Origin of the sequence: Enterobacter sp. ECC-249 (assembly GCF_043965265.1) — a bacterium.
Lineage (GTDB): Bacteria > Pseudomonadota > Gammaproteobacteria > Enterobacterales > Enterobacteriaceae > Enterobacter > Enterobacter quasiroggenkampii.
The window spans coordinates 2,028,009-2,044,260 of record NZ_CP143660.1 but is presented as its reverse complement, the minus strand read 5'-3'; the positions used below and the strand labels follow the sequence as shown (position 1 = coordinate 2,044,260).

The 16,252-nt window shown below is 56.6% G+C and carries 13 protein-coding genes; 9 read left to right on the top strand and 4 right to left on the bottom strand.

Going from position 1 to position 16,252, the window contains the following annotated elements:
* Positions 1–112 precede the first annotated feature (112 nt).
* A complete protein-coding gene (locus tag V1587_RS09740; RefSeq protein ID WP_371898432.1) occupies positions 113–1,069 on the top strand; it encodes a VirK/YbjX family protein in 957 nt (318 codons plus the stop codon).
* Here the strand turns inward: V1587_RS09740 and V1587_RS09735 are convergent.
* A complete protein-coding gene (locus tag V1587_RS09735; protein WP_032649228.1) occupies positions 1,066–2,724 on the bottom strand; it encodes an ATP-dependent endonuclease in 1,659 nt (552 codons plus the stop codon). The genes V1587_RS09740 and V1587_RS09735 overlap by 4 nt on opposite strands.
* A 372-nt stretch (positions 2,725–3,096) precedes the next feature.
* Here V1587_RS09735 and aqpZ point away from each other — a divergent pair, with 372 nt between their 5' ends.
* The 4 genes from aqpZ (at position 3,097) to hcr (ending at position 7,642) form a co-directional block, all read left to right on the top strand.
* Positions 3,097–3,792 (top strand): aquaporin Z, encoded by a 696-nt coding sequence (aqpZ, locus tag V1587_RS09730; protein WP_032642513.1) that lies wholly within the window; start codon positions 3,097–3,099, stop codon positions 3,790–3,792.
* A gap of 174 nt (positions 3,793–3,966) precedes the next feature.
* Positions 3,967–4,866: a lysine exporter LysO family protein gene (locus tag V1587_RS09725; protein WP_371898433.1), complete on the top strand. Its 900-nt coding sequence runs from the start codon at positions 3,967–3,969 to the stop codon at positions 4,864–4,866.
* Between the two features lie 144 nt (positions 4,867–5,010).
* Positions 5,011–6,663 carry a hydroxylamine reductase gene (hcp, locus tag V1587_RS09720; RefSeq protein ID WP_371898434.1) on the top strand — a complete coding sequence of 551 codons (1,653 nt, stop codon included), beginning with the start codon at positions 5,011–5,013 and terminating at the stop codon, positions 6,661–6,663.
* A gap of 10 nt (positions 6,664–6,673) precedes the next feature.
* Complete coding sequence (hcr, locus tag V1587_RS09715) at positions 6,674–7,642, top strand: NADH oxidoreductase (RefSeq protein ID WP_371898435.1); 969 nt, start codon at positions 6,674–6,676, stop codon at positions 7,640–7,642.
* 115 nt (positions 7,643–7,757) lie between these two features.
* Here hcr and V1587_RS09710 read toward each other — a convergent pair whose 3' ends face one another.
* Positions 7,758–8,192, bottom strand: coding sequence for a DoxX family protein (locus tag V1587_RS09710; RefSeq protein WP_371898437.1), 435 nt, complete (start codon positions 8,190–8,192; stop codon positions 7,758–7,760).
* A 152-nt stretch (positions 8,193–8,344) separates the two neighbouring features.
* Here V1587_RS09710 and poxB point away from each other — a divergent pair, with 152 nt between their 5' ends.
* The 4 genes from poxB (at position 8,345) to V1587_RS09690 (ending at position 13,656) form a co-directional block, all read left to right on the top strand.
* Positions 8,345–10,063: a ubiquinone-dependent pyruvate dehydrogenase gene (poxB, locus tag V1587_RS09705; protein WP_371898438.1), complete on the top strand. Its 1,719-nt coding sequence runs from the start codon at positions 8,345–8,347 to the stop codon at positions 10,061–10,063.
* Between the two features lie 38 nt (positions 10,064–10,101).
* Entirely contained in the window at positions 10,102–11,103 is a 1,002-nt protein-coding gene (gene ltaE, locus V1587_RS09700; RefSeq protein ID WP_371898439.1) for a low-specificity L-threonine aldolase, read from the top strand.
* A 10-nt stretch (positions 11,104–11,113) separates the two neighbouring features.
* Positions 11,114–12,550 (top strand): DUF2867 domain-containing protein, encoded by a 1,437-nt coding sequence (locus V1587_RS09695; RefSeq protein ID WP_395314575.1) that lies wholly within the window; start codon positions 11,114–11,116, stop codon positions 12,548–12,550.
* 92 nt (positions 12,551–12,642) lie between these two features.
* The gene (locus V1587_RS09690; protein ID WP_371898441.1) at positions 12,643–13,656 is read left to right on the top strand and encodes an NAD-dependent epimerase/dehydratase family protein; all 1,014 of its coding nucleotides are present in this window, start codon (positions 12,643–12,645) and stop codon (positions 13,654–13,656) included.
* 69 nt (positions 13,657–13,725) lie between these two features.
* Here the strand turns inward: V1587_RS09690 and V1587_RS09685 are convergent, their stop codons facing one another.
* Positions 13,726–15,555 (bottom strand): glycoside hydrolase family 19 protein, encoded by a 1,830-nt coding sequence (locus V1587_RS09685; RefSeq protein WP_371898442.1) that lies wholly within the window; start codon positions 15,553–15,555, stop codon positions 13,726–13,728.
* A gap of 142 nt (positions 15,556–15,697) precedes the next feature.
* A complete protein-coding gene (iagB, locus tag V1587_RS09680) occupies positions 15,698–16,150 on the bottom strand; it encodes a type III secretion system invasion protein IagB (protein ID WP_371898443.1) in 453 nt (150 codons plus the stop codon).
* Between the last annotated feature and the right edge of the window lie 102 nt (positions 16,151–16,252).

Here is a 16,252-nt window from a genome sequence, read left to right as displayed (position 1 = left end):
TAAACGACTCTTCAACGAAAGCCCTGTTCTCCGAAATCGTCCTAATTTGTTTACGAGATGTTGACATTTCCCCTGCTGAAATAGCGATATTCCAAAAGGATCAGGATCTACCATGTCTTCTATCGTCGATACATCACTTTCAAACCTGCCGCAGCCAAAATCCGGCTGGCAGCTCTTCAAAAACCTGGCTTTCGGTGAGATCGCACCCGGGCTGGCATGGGAAAAAACCGCCTATCGACGTAAGTTCATGCTGCGTTCACTGGCGACACCGCTCAGCACCGCTCGGCTGCTGTCTGAGCTTGCAAAACATCCGCACCTGATGCAAATGCTCCAGGTACAGCCGGGGCTGCCCTGCCGCCTTCATCGTCCGTGGTTAACGGTCAATATGGATCGACAGCGTGCGCTGGCTTCGCTGTCCTGCCACTATCAGATGATGTGTCGTCAGCTGCCGGCGACGCTGACTCATGGTTACCTTTCTAAGCAGGGCGTGACTCTGCTGACCTTAACCGGAAAAGATGAACAGCAATTTACCGTCCGTCTTTGTGCGGACGCGTTTATGGATAAAGAGGGAGAAGCTACCCTCGTTTTCTGTAACAGTCAAAATACGGCGCTGGCGGAGATGACCTTTACGCTATGCCAGTTTGAGGGAAAATCGACGCTGTTCATTGGCGGTTTACAGGGCGCAAAAGCGCATGTTCCCCATGAGCTGATCCAGGGCGCGACGAAAGCCTGCCACGGTCTGTTCCCGAAACGTCTGCTGGTCGAGGCCGCAATGACGCTCGGCGCCGCGTTCCCGGTAGAGCAAATTGTCGCCGTCAGTAACGATACCCATATTTATCGCAGCTGGCGCTACCGCAAGAAAAAAGAGGGGAAACTGTTGGCCGATTACGACAGTTTCTGGATCTCCATCGGCGGTGAAAAGCAGGACAACGGTAACTTTATGCTGCCGCTCGTCATGCCGCGTAAACCGATGGAAGAGATCGCCAGCAAAAAACGTTCCGAATATCGCCGCCGCTACGAGCTGCTTGATAGCCTGATTCTGCAGGTGAAACAGGCGACCCAACGCTAATCCGCTTTCCCGCGTGCCAGCCACAGCACGCGGGAGAACATCTTCCGCAGCAAGGTCGGTACCGCCTCCACGCCCCGTCTCCCCGCTTCCGTCGCCACTTCAATGGCTAAATCCGGTTTTGACGAACGGTGAATGGCTTTGGCGATCACCCGCCGCATGTTCATCGGGACATCGACCGGCACCATGGCAATTCGGTGGAAGACGTCGTCGAACCCCTGACGATACATAAAGTGTTCCATGTCCATCGCGGGAAGCATGGTTAAATGGTCGCGCTCTTCCTCTCGCTCGTTATTCAGCAGGCTCCGCACGGTCGAGGCATATTTTTTGCCCGCCTCATCACCGTCTACCAGCACGTGCCACTCGATCCCCATCCGGCGGGCAAATTTTATCAGCGGCTTTAATCCCGACTGGGCGAATTCAATCACCTTAATGCCTTCCGCATCAAAATGGTGGCCGCACTGGCGCGCCAGTTCGTTGATGACCCAGGTTTCCGTTTCCCCCTCCACCAGCAGCCAGCAGCGGGCAAAGAGCGACGACGCCCGGTTAAAGCGAATATGAAACGCGATGCGCCGCCCGTCTTCCGCGTTCAAACCGCCCGGCCCAAGGCGGAAAGCGGAGACGCGGGAGGATTCACGCACCAGGCGACAGACGTGTTCTACCGGCGTCAGCGATAATAATTCCCCGGAATTGGTGGTCGTTATACGCTGGAGCGGCAGCAGATTCAGCAGATGCCATGCCACGGAAAGCATGATGGGATGCAGGCGCGTTTCCGGGTCTTCCACCAGCAGCAGCGGCCGGGCGTCCCGGTCAAGACGAACGGTGCCTTTGGCCTGCAGAAGCGTTGAAAACAGCCCCAGCAAAATTACCCGATGGGTACGACCGCCGGGCCGATCAATCATCCGGTTAATGATGTCGAGGTAGCGCCAGCTGCGCTGCTCATCATGAGAGCGGCGGCGCATCAGACGATGGCGCGACTCAGAGGTTCCCTGCTCGGAAAAATAGTGTTCCAGGAGTTGTACCATTGCGGACAACCCCTGACGGATTTGACCATCGGTCAGATTCTGCGGACGTGACACCAGCTCTCTGGCCAGAAAATCCAGCTCGCGGGCGGTGACTTCCACATCCGGCATATTGGGTACGGTACCGTTACGAATACGCCGCATAAAGCGCGCATCGCGCAGGCGTAACACCGGCGTCAGGCGGATCAGGTGGCGGGCCAGATCGTCGATATTGTCCAGCGGAATCGGGTTGGCTTTCTCATCGAGAAAATCACGCAGGGTGAGTACACCCTCGTTCTCCGCCATTTCACCTTCCAGCCGATAGAAAATCCGGTGGAAACCGTCATCGCAAGGCACCCAGCAGGGTGACAGCGGGCGGAAGCGACGCACGCGGTGACGTCCGGGTTCGGATTCGCGGAACGTCAGGATGATATGCAGGTGCTTCTCGCGCCCCGTCACGTCGCCGGGCGGGAACCAGAAATCGTCGCGAACAAAGTGATACAGATCATCCTCGGGTGAAAGCAGTAACGTCAGCGCATCCAGCAGGCTGGACTTACCCCACGCGTTCTCGCCGATAAGGACGTTGTTCTGCTCCAGCTGCAGTGACAGGCGGTTAATACCGCGAAACCCGACAATTTCCACACGTTCGAGAAGCATAAATCCCCCGCGATATGATCACTTTTTCCTTCAAGTTATCAGCAGTATAGCGGGATGCACACAGGCTTGACACTGCAATCCGCCTCCATTACCTGGAGGAAGCTCGAAAAATTCAGAATTTATCCATCAGGTTTCATTTGAAATAACCCTCATATCGCAAGATACTACCGCCCGCAAATTGGACTATGCTCTATTTACCTCCAGTTTGAACAAGGATTGACATCACATTGCCTTAAATCAAATTAATCGAATTTATTTAAGTGGCGAAGGGGTGTTGTTGGTTTTTAAAATACGAACTCTTTGAGTCGTCATCCCTTTATGGCGATATATCCCGTGCGCGGGAAAGCGTGCGGATAATTATTTGAGGTGGTTATGTTTAGAAAATTGGCAGCAGAATGCTTTGGTACATTCTGGCTGGTATTTGGTGGCTGCGGTAGCGCCGTTCTGGCAGCAGCATTCCCGGAATTAGGTATCGGTTTTGTCGGCGTCGCGCTGGCTTTTGGTTTAACCGTATTAACCATGGCGTTTGCCGTGGGGCATATTTCCGGCGGTCATTTTAACCCGGCAGTGACGTTAGGTTTGTGGGCTGGCGGTCGTTTTCCGGCGAAAGACGTGATTGGATATATTGTGGCACAGGTGGTTGGCGGTATTATTGCGGCTGGCGTTCTGTACGTGATTGCCAGCGGTAAAGCCGGGTTCGACGCGGCCGCCAGCGGCTTCGCCTCTAACGGCTTCGGCGAACACTCTCCGGGCGGCTACTCCATGCTGTCTGCCATCGTGATTGAAATTGTGCTGACCGCCGGCTTCCTGCTGGTGATCCACGGCGCAACGGACAAACACGCGCCAGCCGGTTTTGCCCCGATTGCCATTGGTCTGGCGCTGACGCTTATCCACCTGATTTCTATTCCGGTCACCAACACCTCCGTTAACCCAGCACGCAGCACCGCCGTTGCCATCTTCCAGGGTGGCTGGGCGCTTGAGCAGCTGTGGCTGTTCTGGGTGATGCCCATCGTCGGCGGTATTCTGGGCGGCGTGCTGTATCGCACCCTGCTGGAAAAACGCGATTAATTAAGTGCAGCAATGTCGGGTGGCGCTAACGCTTACCCGACCTATGTGAGTGTGCACTCTGTAGGCCGGGTAAGGCGTAGCCGCCACCCGGCTTTCTTTTGCCGCTTTACTGAACAGCCTTTATTGGTTAGTGTCACAGGCGCTTAACCGATACTCAAAAAGGACCGGCTGTTCATGTTTTCAGGACTCCTCATCATTTTACTGCCCCTGATTGTGGGGTACCTTATTCCGCTGCACAGAGAATCCGCATTACGGCTCATCAACCGTTTTCTCAGCTGGATTGTTTACGTCATTCTTTTCTTTATGGGGATTAGCCTGGCATTTCTGGACAACCTGTCGGCGAATTTACTCTCCATCCTCCATTATTCTGTCGTCACCGTGGTGGTTATTTTGCTGTGCAATATTGCCGCGCTGCTGTGGCTGGAACGCACTATTCCATGGAAAAACCACCATCATCAGGAAAAACTCCCTTCACGAATTGCAATGGCGCTTGAATCATTAAAATTATGCGGCGTCGTGGTGCTCGGTTTTCTTCTTGGGCTGACCGGTTGGGCTTTTTTACAGCACGCAACTGAGGCCAGTGAATATACTCTGATCTTCCTGCTGTTCCTGATCGGTATTCAGCTGCGAAATAATGGCATGACGCTGAAACAAATTGTCCTCAACCGTCGGGGGATGATGGTTGCCGTCATGGTTGTCGCAAGTTCAATGGTAGCGGGCGTCATTAATGCCTTTATTCTCGATCTGCCGCTGAAAACCGGCCTGGCGATGGCGTCAGGTTTTGGCTGGTATTCCCTCTCCGGTATTCTGCTGACTGAATCATTCGGCCCGGTGATCGGTAGCGCCGCATTCTTTAACGATCTGGCGCGCGAGCTGATTGCCATCATGCTGATCCCGAGCCTGGTTCGCCGCAGTCGTTCTACCGCGCTGGGTCTGTGTGGCGCGACGTCGATGGACTTTACCCTGCCGGTATTACAACGCTCCGGCGGGCTGGAGATGGTGCCCGCGGCTATCGTTCACGGCTTTATTTTAAGCCTGCTGGTTCCGATCCTGATGGCCTTCTTCTCTGCCTGATACTTCTTTGGCGGTAGGTTTCCTGCCGCCAAAATTGCGCTAAATCAATCTCCCTCTATTTTGTAGCAGAAAGCCCTTTTCACCGTTCTGGCACAAGCATAATCTTAAACATGTATATCAAATATAACTTTAACAGGTGTGATTATGTTTTGTGTGCAATGTGAACAAACCATCCGTACCCCGGCAGGCAACGGCTGCTCCTACGCACAGGGTATGTGCGGCAAAACCGCAGAAACATCTGACCTGCAGGACCTGCTGATTGCGGCTCTGCAAGGCCTTTCCGCCTGGGCGTTTAAAGCCCGCGAATATGGCATTGTCGACCACTACGTCGACAGCTTCGCTCCACGCGCGTTTTTCTCCACGCTGACCAACGTTAACTTCGACTCTCCGCGCATTGTGGGCTACGCCCGCGAAGCGATTGCCCTGCGTGAAGCGCTGAAAGCACAGTGCCTGAAGGCGGATGCCTGTGCCCGCCTGGAAAACCCGATGTCAGAACTTCAGCTGGTCAGCGACGATTTGGGCGACCTCCAGCGTCAGGCTGCAGAATTCACCCCGAATAAAGACAAAGCGGCGATTGGCGAGAACATTCTCGGCCTGCGCCTGCTGTGCCTGTACGGGCTGAAAGGCGCGGCGGCCTATATGGAACACGCGCACGTGCTCGGTCAATACGACAACGACATCTACGCCCAGTACCACAAAATCATGGCGTGGCTGGGCACCTGGCCTGCCGATATGAATGCCCTGCTTGAGTGCTCAATGGAAATCGGCCAGATGAACTTCAGGGTGATGAGCATTCTGGATGCCGGTGAAACCAGCACCTACGGCCACCCAACGCCGACGCAGGTCAACGTTAAAGCAACCGAAGGCAAGTGCATCCTGATTTCCGGTCACGACCTGAAAGATCTCTACAATCTGCTGAAGCAAACCGAAGGCACCGGCGTTAACGTTTATACCCACGGTGAAATGCTGCCGGCGCACGGCTATCCGGAGCTGCGTAAATTTAAGCATCTGATCGGTAACTACGGCAGCGGCTGGCAGAACCAGCAGGTGGAGTTCGCCCGCTTCCCGGGCCCTATCGTGATGACCTCTAACTGCATCATCGACCCGACCGTGGGCGCGTATGACGATCGCATCTGGACCCGCAGCATCGTCGGCTGGCCGGGCGTGAGCCATCTTGAAGGTGACGATTTCGGTCCGGTTATCGCCCAGGCGCAGCAGATGGCAGGCTTCCCGTACAGCGAGATCCCGCATCTGATCACCGTTGGCTTTGGTCGCGAGACGCTGCTCGGTGCCGCTGATTCGCTGATCGATCTCGTCAGCCGTCAAAAGCTGCGCCACATCTTCCTCGTCGGCGGGTGCGACGGCGCGCGCGGCGAGCGTAACTACTTCACCGATTTCGCCACCCGCGTGCCGGAAGACTGCCTGATCCTGACCCTGGCGTGCGGCAAATACCGTTTCAACAAGCTGGACTTCGGCGACATCGAAGGTCTGCCGCGCCTGATCGATGCGGGCCAGTGTAACGATGCTTATTCGGCCATCATTCTGGCGGTCACCCTGGCGGAGAAACTGGGCTGCGGCGTGAACGACCTGCCGCTGTCGCTGGTGCTGTCATGGTTTGAGCAGAAAGCGATTGTCATCCTGCTGACCCTGCTCTCTCTGGGCGTAACCAACATCGTGACCGGCCCGACCGCGCCTGGCTTCCTGACGCCGGATCTGCTGGCGGTGCTGAACGAGAAATTCGGTCTGCGTTCCGTGACCAACGTTGAAGATGATATGAAGCAGCTGCTGAGCGCGTAAGGAGTTATCCATGACCATGCCAACCTCACACTGCCCGTGGCGCATGCAGGTTCACCACATCCACCAGGAGACGCCGGATGTGTGGACGCTGTCGCTGCTGTGCCATGACTACTATCCTTACCGTGCAGGCCAGTATGCGCTGGTCAGCGTTCGCAATTCGGCGGACACTCTGCGCGCCTATACCCTATCCTCAACGCCGGGCGTGAGCGAATACATCACGCTTACCGTCCGTCGCATTGACGACGGCGTGGGTTCCCAGTGGCTGACCCGGGACGTGAAGCGCGGGGATTATATCTGGCTGTCCGATGCGCAGGGTGAATTCACCTGTGACGACAAAACAGACGATAAATTCCTGCTGCTGGCAGCGGGCTGTGGCGTGACCCCGATTATGTCGATGCGCCGCTGGCTGGCGAAGAACCGCCCGCAGGCCGACGTGCAGGTTATCTTCAGCGTCCGTTCCCCTGACGATGTGATTTTTGCCGATGAGTGGCGGAATTATCCGGTGACGCTGGTGGCGGAACACAACGCGACCCACGGCTTTGTGCCCGGTCGCCTGAGCCGCGAGCTGCTGCAAAGCGTGCCGGATATCGCGAACCGCACCGTGATGACCTGCGGTCCGGCGCCGTACATGGATATCGTTGAGAAAGAAGTGAAAGCGCTTGGCGTGACCCGCTTCTTCAAAGAGCAGTTCTTCACGCCGGTGGCGGAAGCGGCAACCAGCGGCATTACGTTCACCAAACTGCAGCCTGCGCAGACCTTCTTTGGCCGCGTGGGGACCACGCTGCTGGAGGCGCTGGAAAGCAACAGGGTGCCGGTTATGGCAGCCTGTCGGGCTGGCGTGTGCGGTTGCTGTAAGACGAAAGTGGTTTCAGGGGAGTACAGCGTCACCAGCACCATGACGCTGTCCGACGCGGAAATTGCCGAGGGTTACGTGCTGGCATGTTCGTGCCACCCACAGGGAGATCTGGTGCTGGCGTAATCTGATGCGGTGCCGCCATTTTTGCCGGGTGGCACTTCGTTTACCCGGCCTACTTTGTACAGGTTTGCTCTTCGTAGGCCCGGTAAGCGCAAGCGCCACCGGGCTTTTGTTATCCTCACCGCCACGCAGGACCTTTCCCTACCGCAAACCGCCCTGCCCCTAAAAACGCCACCGCCAGCGAGCCGATAAAGAAGTACACCAGGCTTTCAATCGCCCATGCGCCTACCTTATCGAGGGCAAGTGTTTCACCCATTCCCACCATCAGCCACGCCACAATCATCGTAAAGGCCAGCACAAGCGCGGCAGGGCGCGTAAGGAGCCCGACAATAATCAGGATCGGTGCCACCACTTCGCCAATCAACACGCCGTAGGCGATAAATCCCGGCAACCCTTTTTCCACCAGCATGCCGCTGATAAAGCCCACCCCGCCAAAAAGCTTGTGCAAACCGTGAAAGAGCATCAGCCCGCCGACGGCAAGTCGTAACAAGAGTTTGCCAAGATCGTCGCACGATAGCTTTTCATTAACAGCAATTAACAATGATTTAACCATCTGAAATTATTCCTTTTTTTAACAGTGATACCACCAGATTATGCCGAATAATTGCGCATGAAAAGCACCTTTTAATTGGGAGTATGCGACGGGCAATACGGAGACTTTCTTCTAAGCTTGTAAGCGATATCACAAAAAGGAGACGGACAACCATGAAACAAACCGTGGCTGCATATATAGCGAAAACGCTCGAACAGGCTGGCGTAAAACGTATCTGGGGCGTCACCGGCGATTCCCTGAATGGACTCAGCGACAGCCTCAACAAGATGAAGACCATCGAATGGATGCCCACCCGGCATGAAGAGGTTGCCGCCTTCGCCGCAGGCGCTGAAGCACAGCTCACGGGGGAACTGGCCGTCTGCGCCGGATCGTGCGGGCCGGGTAACCTGCATCTGATCAACGGCCTCTTTGACTGTCACCGTAACCACGTGCCGGTGCTGGCCATTGCCGCCCATATCCCCTCTTCCGAAATCGGCAGCGGCTATTTTCAGGAGACGCATCCACAGGAGCTGTTCCGTGAATGCAGCCACTATTGCGAGCTGGTTTCGTCCCCGGAGCAGATCCCGCAGGTGCTGGCGATAGCCATGCGCAAAGCCGTGCTGAATCGCGGCGTTTCGGTGGTCGTTATTCCGGGCGATGTGGCCCTCAAGGCTGCGCCAGAAGGGGCCAGCACCCACTGGTATCACGCGCCGCAGCCGGTGGTGACGCCAGCCGAGGAGGAGCTGAAAAAGCTGGCGCAGCTGCTGCGGTACTCCAGCAATATCGCCCTGATGTGCGGCAGCGGCTGCGCGGGCGCGCACAAGGAGCTGCTTGAATTTGCGGGTAAGCTTAAGGCCCCCGTTGTCCACGCCCTGCGCGGCAAAGAGCACGTCGAGTACGACAATCCTTACGACGTGGGGATGACGGGTCTGATCGGTTTTTCCAGCGGCTTCCACACCATGATGAACGCCGACACGCTGATCCTGCTCGGCACCCAGTTCCCGTATCGCGCATTCTACCCGACGGACGCCAAAATCATTCAGATTGATATCAACCCGGCCAGCATCGGCGCGCACAGCAAGGTCGATATGGCACTGGTGGGCGACATCAAATCCACGCTTGCCGCCCTGCTGCCGCTGCTTGAAGAGAAAACCGATCGCAAGTTCCTGGATAAAGCGCTAAGCGACTATCGCGATGCCCGCAAGGGGCTGGACGATCTCGCCAAACCGAGCGACAAAGCCATTCACCCGCAATATCTGGCGCAGCAGATCAGTCATTTCGCGGACGACGATGCCATCTTCACCTGCGACGTAGGCACGCCAACCGTCTGGGCGGCCCGCTACCTGAAGATGAACGGCAAGCGCCGGCTGCTCGGCTCCTTCAACCACGGCTCGATGGCCAACGCCATGCCGCAGGCGCTGGGCGCAAAAGCGACGGCGCCGGAGCGTCAGGTGGTGGCGATGTGCGGCGACGGCGGGTTCAGCATGCTGATGGGGGATTTCCTGTCGGTGGTACAGATGAAGCTCCCGCTGAAAATCGTGGTCTTTAACAACAGCGTCCTGGGCTTCGTGGCGATGGAGATGAAGGCCGGTGGTTACCTGACGGACGGTACCGAGCTGCACGAAACCAACTTCGCGCGCATTGCCGAGGCCTGTGGCATCACCGGTATTCGCGTGGAGAAAGCCTCAGAGGTGGATGAAGCCCTGCAGCGCGCGTTTTCCATCGACGGTCCGGTGCTGGTGGATGTCGTCGTCGCCAAGGAGGAGCTGGCGATCCCGCCGCAGATCAAGCTTGAACAGGCCAAAGGCTTTAGCCTCTATATGCTGCGCGCCATCATCAGCGGTCGCGGTGACGAGGTGATCGAACTGGCAAAAACCAACTGGCTCAGGTAAAACATTTCGCATGACCTCTTAAATTAAAGGGATGTGAAATGATTGATTTACGCAGTGATACCGTAACCCGCCCGAGCCGCGCCATGCTCGAAGAGATGATGGCAGCCCCGGTCGGGGACGACGTCTACGGCGATGACCCGACGGTCAACGAACTGCAGCGCTACGCGGCTGAACAGAGCGGCAAGGAGGCCGCCCTGTTCCTGCCTACCGGTACGCAGGCTAACCTGGTCGCGCTGCTCAGCCACTGCGAGCGCGGTGAAGAGTACATTGTCGGCCAGGGCGCGCATAACTATCTGTATGAAGCCGGCGGTGCCGCGGTGCTCGGCAGCATTCAGCCGCAGCCAATTGACGCCGCGCCGGACGGCACCCTGCCGCTCGATAAGGTCGCGGCAAAAATCAAAGCCGATGATATTCACTTTGCCCGCACCAGGCTGCTCAGCCTCGAAAACACCCACAACGGCAAAGTGCTGCCGCGCGAGTACCTGAAAGCAGCGTGGGAGTTCACCCGCGAGCGCGGGCTCGGCCTGCACGTTGACGGCGCGCGCATCTTTAACGCCGTGGTGGCGTACGGCTGCGAGCTGAAAGAGATTGCGCAATACTGCGACTCGTTCACCATCTGCCTCTCTAAAGGGCTGGGCACGCCGGTGGGTTCCCTGCTGGTGGGCAATGCGGACTACATCAAGCGTGCCAACCGCTGGCGTAAAATGACCGGCGGCGGCATGCGTCAGGCGGGTATTCTGGCGGCTGCCGGACTGTACGCCCTGAAAAACAACGTGGCGCGTCTGAAGGACGATCACGACAACGCCGCGTGGATGGCGGCGCAGCTGCGCGAGATTGGCGCCGACGTGATGCGCCACGACACCAACATGCTGTTCGTCCGCGTGGGCGAGGATCGCGCCGCTGCGCTGGGTGAGTTCATGAAAGCACGTGGCGTGCTGATTAACGCCTCACCTGTCGTACGTCTGGTGATGCACCTCGACGTGAACCGCGAGCAGCTGGCCGACGTGGTGAAACACTGGCAGGCGTTTTTACAGCGATAAGGATCATCACGTGCCGCAACGCATTCTGGTGCTCGGCGCCAGCGGGTATATCGGTCAGCATCTCACTGCGGCGTTAAGCAAGCAGGGGCACCGGGTGCTGGCAGCGGCACGCAACACCGAACGCCTGCAAAAACTCGGTTTGCCGGGCGTTACCTGCCACAACGTTGACCTCAACTGGCCGAGGGAGCTTCCCGCCCTGCTGGAAGAGGTCGACACGCTTTACTACCTGGTTCACAGCATGGGCGAAGGCGGGGATTTTATCGCCCACGAGCGTCAGGTGGCGATGAACGTCCGCGATGCCCTGCTGCAAACCCCGGTGAAGCAGTTGATTTTTCTCAGCTCACTCCAGGCACCTGAACACGAGCAGTCCAATCACCTGCGCGCCCGCCATCTGACGGCTGAAACCCTGCGCGGCGCTGCTATTCCCGTCACCGAACTGCGCGCCGGAATTATCGTCGGCGCAGGCTCCGCCGCCTTCGAAGTGATGCGCGATATGGTGTATAACCTGCCGGTGCTCACGCCGCCGCGCTGGGTCCGTTCTCGCACCACGCCGATTGCGCTGGAGAACCTGCTGCATTATCTGGTGGCTCTGCTGGATCATCCGGCAGAGCAACACCGCGTGCTCGAGGCGGCAGGCCCGGAAGTGCTGAGCTATCAGGAGCAGTTCGAACATTTCATGCGCGTCAGCGGACGCCGCCGCTGGCTGATCCCCATCCCCTTCCCGACCCGCTGGATTTCGGTGTGGTTTTTGAATGTGATCACCTCGGTGCCGCCGACCACCGCCAAAGCGCTGATCCAGGGGCTTAAGCACGATTTACTGGCCGACGATCGCGCGCTGCGCGCCTTAATTCCCCAGAATCTGATCCGCTTTGACGATGCCGTGCGCAATACGCTGAAAGAAGAAGAGCAGCTGGTGAACTCCAGCGACTGGGGTTACGACGCCCAGGCGTTTGCACGCTGGCGGCCGGAGTATGGCTATTACCCGAAACAGGCGGGCTGCACGGTGAAAACCCGCGCCAGCCTGGCCGCGCTGTGGGAGGTGGTGAATCAGATTGGCGGCAAAGAACGGTATTTCTTCGGTAATATTCTCTGGCAAACGCGCGGGGCGATGGACCTGCTGGTGGGCCACCGGCTGGCAAAAGGCCGTCCGGCACGCCCGTATCTTGAGGTGGGTGACGCGGTTGATAGCTGGAAGGTGATCATTGTCGAGCCGGAAAAGCAGCTGGCGCTGCTGTTCGGCATGAAAGCCCCGGGGCTGGGCCGACTCTGCTTTACCCTGAAAGACAAAGGCGATCATCGTGAACTGGACGTCCGCGCATGGTGGCATCCGCACGGAATGCCGGGCCTGTTTTACTGGCTGTTGATGATCCCTGCCCACCTGTTCATCTTCCGGGGCATGGCGAAACGCATTGCGCAACGGGCAGAACAAAAAATGGAAAAGTTCTAAATAAAACTCTCTTTCTTTCACCTTTCCCATTGCATAGCGCCGTAATTCACGAAAGAATGCGCACGAAATTCTTTTCAACACAGTGGATAGTTATGAAGGTACTGGTTACCGGTGCGACCAGCGGCTTAGGCCGAAATGCGGTCGAATTTCTGCGCAATAAAGGCATTAGCGTCAGGGCTACCGGTCGCAACGAAGCGATGGGTAAACTGCTGCAAAAAATGGGCGCAGAGTTCGTCCATGCCGACCTGACGGAGCTGGTCTCCTCGCAGGCGAAGGTGATGCTCGCCGGTATCGACACGCTATGGCACTGTTCCAGTTTTACCTCCCCATGGGGGACCCAGGAAGCCTTCGATCTCGCCAACGTGCGGGCCACCCGTCGTCTGGGTGAATGGGCCGTTGCCTGGGGCGTGCGTAACTTCATTCATATCTCGTCACCGTCACTCTATTTCGATTATCACCACCATCGTGACGTGCAGGAAGATTTCCGCCCTGCCCGCTTTGCCTGTGAGTTTGCCCGCAGCAAGGCGGCCAGCGAAGAGGTCATTGATCTGCTGGCGCAGTCAAACCCGCATACCCGCTTTACGGTTCTGCGTCCGCAGAGCCTGTTCGGGCCGCACGACAAGGTGTTTATTCCGCGTCTGGCGCAGATGATGCACCACTACGGCAGCGTGCTGCTGCCGCGCGGCGGCGATGCGCTGGTGGATATGACCTATTACGAAAACGCCGTCCACGCCATGTGGCTGGCAAGCCAGCCGGACTGCGATAAGCTGATCTCCGGTCGCGCCTACAACATCACTAACGGCGAACCCTGCACGCTGCGCAGCATTGTGCAGCGCTTAATTGATGAGCTGCAGATCGACTGCCGCATCCGTTCAGTCCCTTACCCAATGCTGGATATGATTGCCCGCAGCATGGAGCGTTTTGGCAATAAATCGGCCAAAGAACCTGCGCTGACGCATTACGGCGTATCGAAGCTTAACTTTGATTTCACGCTGGATATTTCGCGGGCAGAGAACGAGCTGGGATATAAACCGGTCGTGACGCTGGATGAAGGGATTATGCGTACGGCGGCGTGGCTGCGGGATCACGGAAAGCTTCATCGATAGATCTGCTTCTGCATTTTACGATGGGAAATAAAACGGCAACCCGAAGGTTGCCGTTTGTCATTTTGGTGATTACAGGGCAGTCCACGCATCCTGCCATGCAATCCCTTTACCTGGCTCGTAGTAGGATGGCGCGTTATTGCACCAGCCGCTGTACGGATAAGGTTTGCACTGGAACAGCTGGCCGCGGTTGTTAACGATATCGCCTGCTTTCCATTTGGTTTTGGAGGTCCACGTCGGGTAAGTCCCGGTCTGGCCGCCGTTGGTCTGCTTAGCCTGCACGTTCAGCGTATAGGTGGTGGTGCTGCTCAGCTCGCCGTCACTGACGGTAAGTTTGATCGGGTACTGCGTCGCCGCAGCCACTTCCGGTGCATTGAAGGTAATAATCGCTTTATCTTCGCCGCTTACGGTCTGGCCGTTTGGAGCCGTCCAGGTATAAGTCAGGTGGTTACCGTCTTCATCAGTTGAGCCAGACGCGTTCAGAGAAACAGATTTACCCGCTTCAACCGCCCCCACCGGACCGGCGATTTTTGCTACCGGCGCATGGTTTACCGGCGCTGGCGTATTATCGTCCGGAGCCGGGGTGTTATCGTCTGGCACCGGCGTGGTGTTGCCTTCGTCCGCCGGGTCGACAGGGGTCGGCGTCGGGGCTGGCGTGACGCTGCCGCCGTCGGAAGTCCCGTCTTCACCCACCACCTTCACATTGAAGAAATGCTTCACGCATTTGGAGTAGTCACCCTCTTTAAAGGCGCTGAATGGCGTCTGGTAGCCCACCAGCTGGCAAGAGTAGGTCTGGCCTGACGGGGTATCCGCGCTCCATCCCCAGTCCTGTTCCCAGTAGATCTTCAGCGCGCCGGCACCGCCTTCGTCGAACTGCTTCATGTTGGCGCAGCCCAGCACTTCGTTAGACGGAACAGACACTTTCAGGTAGTTAGCAAACTCTTTGTAGTATTTGATACGGTTTTGAGACTGGGCGATCTCAGTCGGGCCGCCACACTCCACGCCGCCGTTGATGATCTGCGTGGTCACGCCGAAGCCCGGTACCAGACCATTCGCCTTATCGTGAGCGTTCGGCTGCCAGGTGCCGTCGATAACCTGCAGCATGCTCGGTTTTGGCGGCTGCGGGTAGGCGAAGAAGAAGATCGCGGAAGCAAGGTTCAGCCAGGTGTCCGCCACCAGCTCAGGTTTTTCCAGCAGTACACGGACGTCGCCGTACATCGCTTCAGAGAACGGGCCGTAGTTGTAGTTATAGGAGAGCTGTTTCGCACCGCGACCAAAGTAGCTAACGAAATCGCCATCTTTGTCTTTACCGCACGGCCAGGTCTGCCCCTGCCAGACATCCGGGTTACATTCGCCGTTATAGCCGCCCTTCTGACCTTCGCTCCAGCCCATCTCACGCACGTAAACCAGCGCCTGACGCCACTCGGCTTCCGGACGCCAGGACTCGTGGCCGCCAGTTTCCTGCGCAAAGTGCGCGAACATGGTTGCCAGAGACTTACGGCAGATGGCATCGCTGTTACGACCATCGGTATAGGTCTGGCACAGTGCCGGGAATTTACCGACCGCTTTCAGGAAGTTGCTGTAGGTATATTCCGGCGCACGCAGTGGGAAGAGATATTCCCAGTCGCTGGCCTTGATAATCCCTTCCACGCGCTTGACGTTTTCCGGGTTTGTCGATTTACCCGGCTCAATTTGTTCCACCAGGCTGTTGTCCAGCGTGCGGATGGTTGACTTCACTGAAGCCATCAGCGGGAAGTTGGTCAACTCCTGCTCTTTCTTCTGCAGATCGCTGGCCTTAACGGTGTAAGGTTCGCTGCTGGCCTGCAGCTGGGTTGCCTGAGCCATAAACGGTGCAACGCATGCGCCCGCAATAAGAACACTGAGTAATGTTCTTTTGTTCATATCAATGGTCCTCTTAATTAAATTAAGGGTCAATAAAAGCTAATTTGTTTCGCGGTTTATTTATTAATCATTTAATAAATAAACCAGGGAGCAGTTTTCGTTTTATGAAGAACACCAGTTGGTACTCTTCAAAAAACAAAAATCAATAATAATAACGGTTACGGGTGCTACGTTTTAACTTCTGATATTTATTCCAGACCTTACGGGCATAGACCATGCGCTGCGCGTAATTCTCTTTTTTCAGCCCCGCGTTATAGGCGCCGACCGCCTCCCAGTTATAGCCATAAACTTTAATCATTCCGGATAATATCGATGCACCAACCATAATTGAGGTGCAGGGCTCGGTAATTAACCGGTACTCATTAATGCCTTTTTGCTCCAGCTCGGAAAAATGTGAACTGTTAATCTGCATCAGGCCGACATCACGCGTGCCATCATGATTCTGTCCAATCGCGTTGGGATTCATTCCCGATTCAACATTCGCAATGGCATACAACAGATAGGGATCCACATGATAATAACTGGCGGCTTTATCCCAGCAGTTGGCAAAGACGCTATGACTTATTATCAGCAACAATAAAAATAACGTTTTCATTTTCAGTCCGGCTCTTTTTCATTGTCTCCTTACGCGCTTATTGCTCTGTTTCCTGATTTACGGTCCACGTCCGTCGCGGGACGTGGACCGTAATAGCGGGCA

Excerpts from the sequence above, each read along its gene's own strand:
- V1587_RS09725 (WP_371898433.1), top strand. The coding sequence starts at position 3,967 with ATGTTTTCAGGACTCCTCATCATTTTACTGCCCCTGATTGTGGGGTAC.
- aqpZ (WP_032642513.1), top strand. The coding sequence starts at position 3,097 with ATGTTTAGAAAATTGGCAGCAGAATGCTTTGGTACATTCTGGCTGGTA.
- V1587_RS09710 (WP_371898437.1), bottom strand. The coding sequence starts at position 8,192 with ATGGTTAAATCATTGTTAATTGCTGTTAATGAAAAGCTATCGTGCGAC.
- poxB (WP_371898438.1), top strand. The coding sequence starts at position 8,345 with ATGAAACAAACCGTGGCTGCATATATAGCGAAAACGCTCGAACAGGCT.
- hcr (WP_371898435.1), top strand. The coding sequence starts at position 6,674 with ATGACCATGCCAACCTCACACTGCCCGTGGCGCATGCAGGTTCACCAC.
- ltaE (WP_371898439.1), top strand. The coding sequence starts at position 10,102 with ATGATTGATTTACGCAGTGATACCGTAACCCGCCCGAGCCGCGCCATG.
- V1587_RS09690 (WP_371898441.1), top strand. The coding sequence starts at position 12,643 with ATGAAGGTACTGGTTACCGGTGCGACCAGCGGCTTAGGCCGAAATGCG.
- V1587_RS09685 (WP_371898442.1), bottom strand. The coding sequence starts at position 15,555 with ATGAACAAAAGAACATTACTCAGTGTTCTTATTGCGGGCGCATGCGTT.
- hcp (WP_371898434.1), top strand. The coding sequence starts at position 5,011 with ATGTTTTGTGTGCAATGTGAACAAACCATCCGTACCCCGGCAGGCAAC.
- V1587_RS09735 (WP_032649228.1), bottom strand. The coding sequence starts at position 2,724 with ATGCTTCTCGAACGTGTGGAAATTGTCGGGTTTCGCGGTATTAACCGC.
- iagB (WP_371898443.1), bottom strand. The coding sequence starts at position 16,150 with ATGAAAACGTTATTTTTATTGTTGCTGATAATAAGTCATAGCGTCTTT.
- V1587_RS09740 (WP_371898432.1), top strand. The coding sequence starts at position 113 with ATGTCTTCTATCGTCGATACATCACTTTCAAACCTGCCGCAGCCAAAA.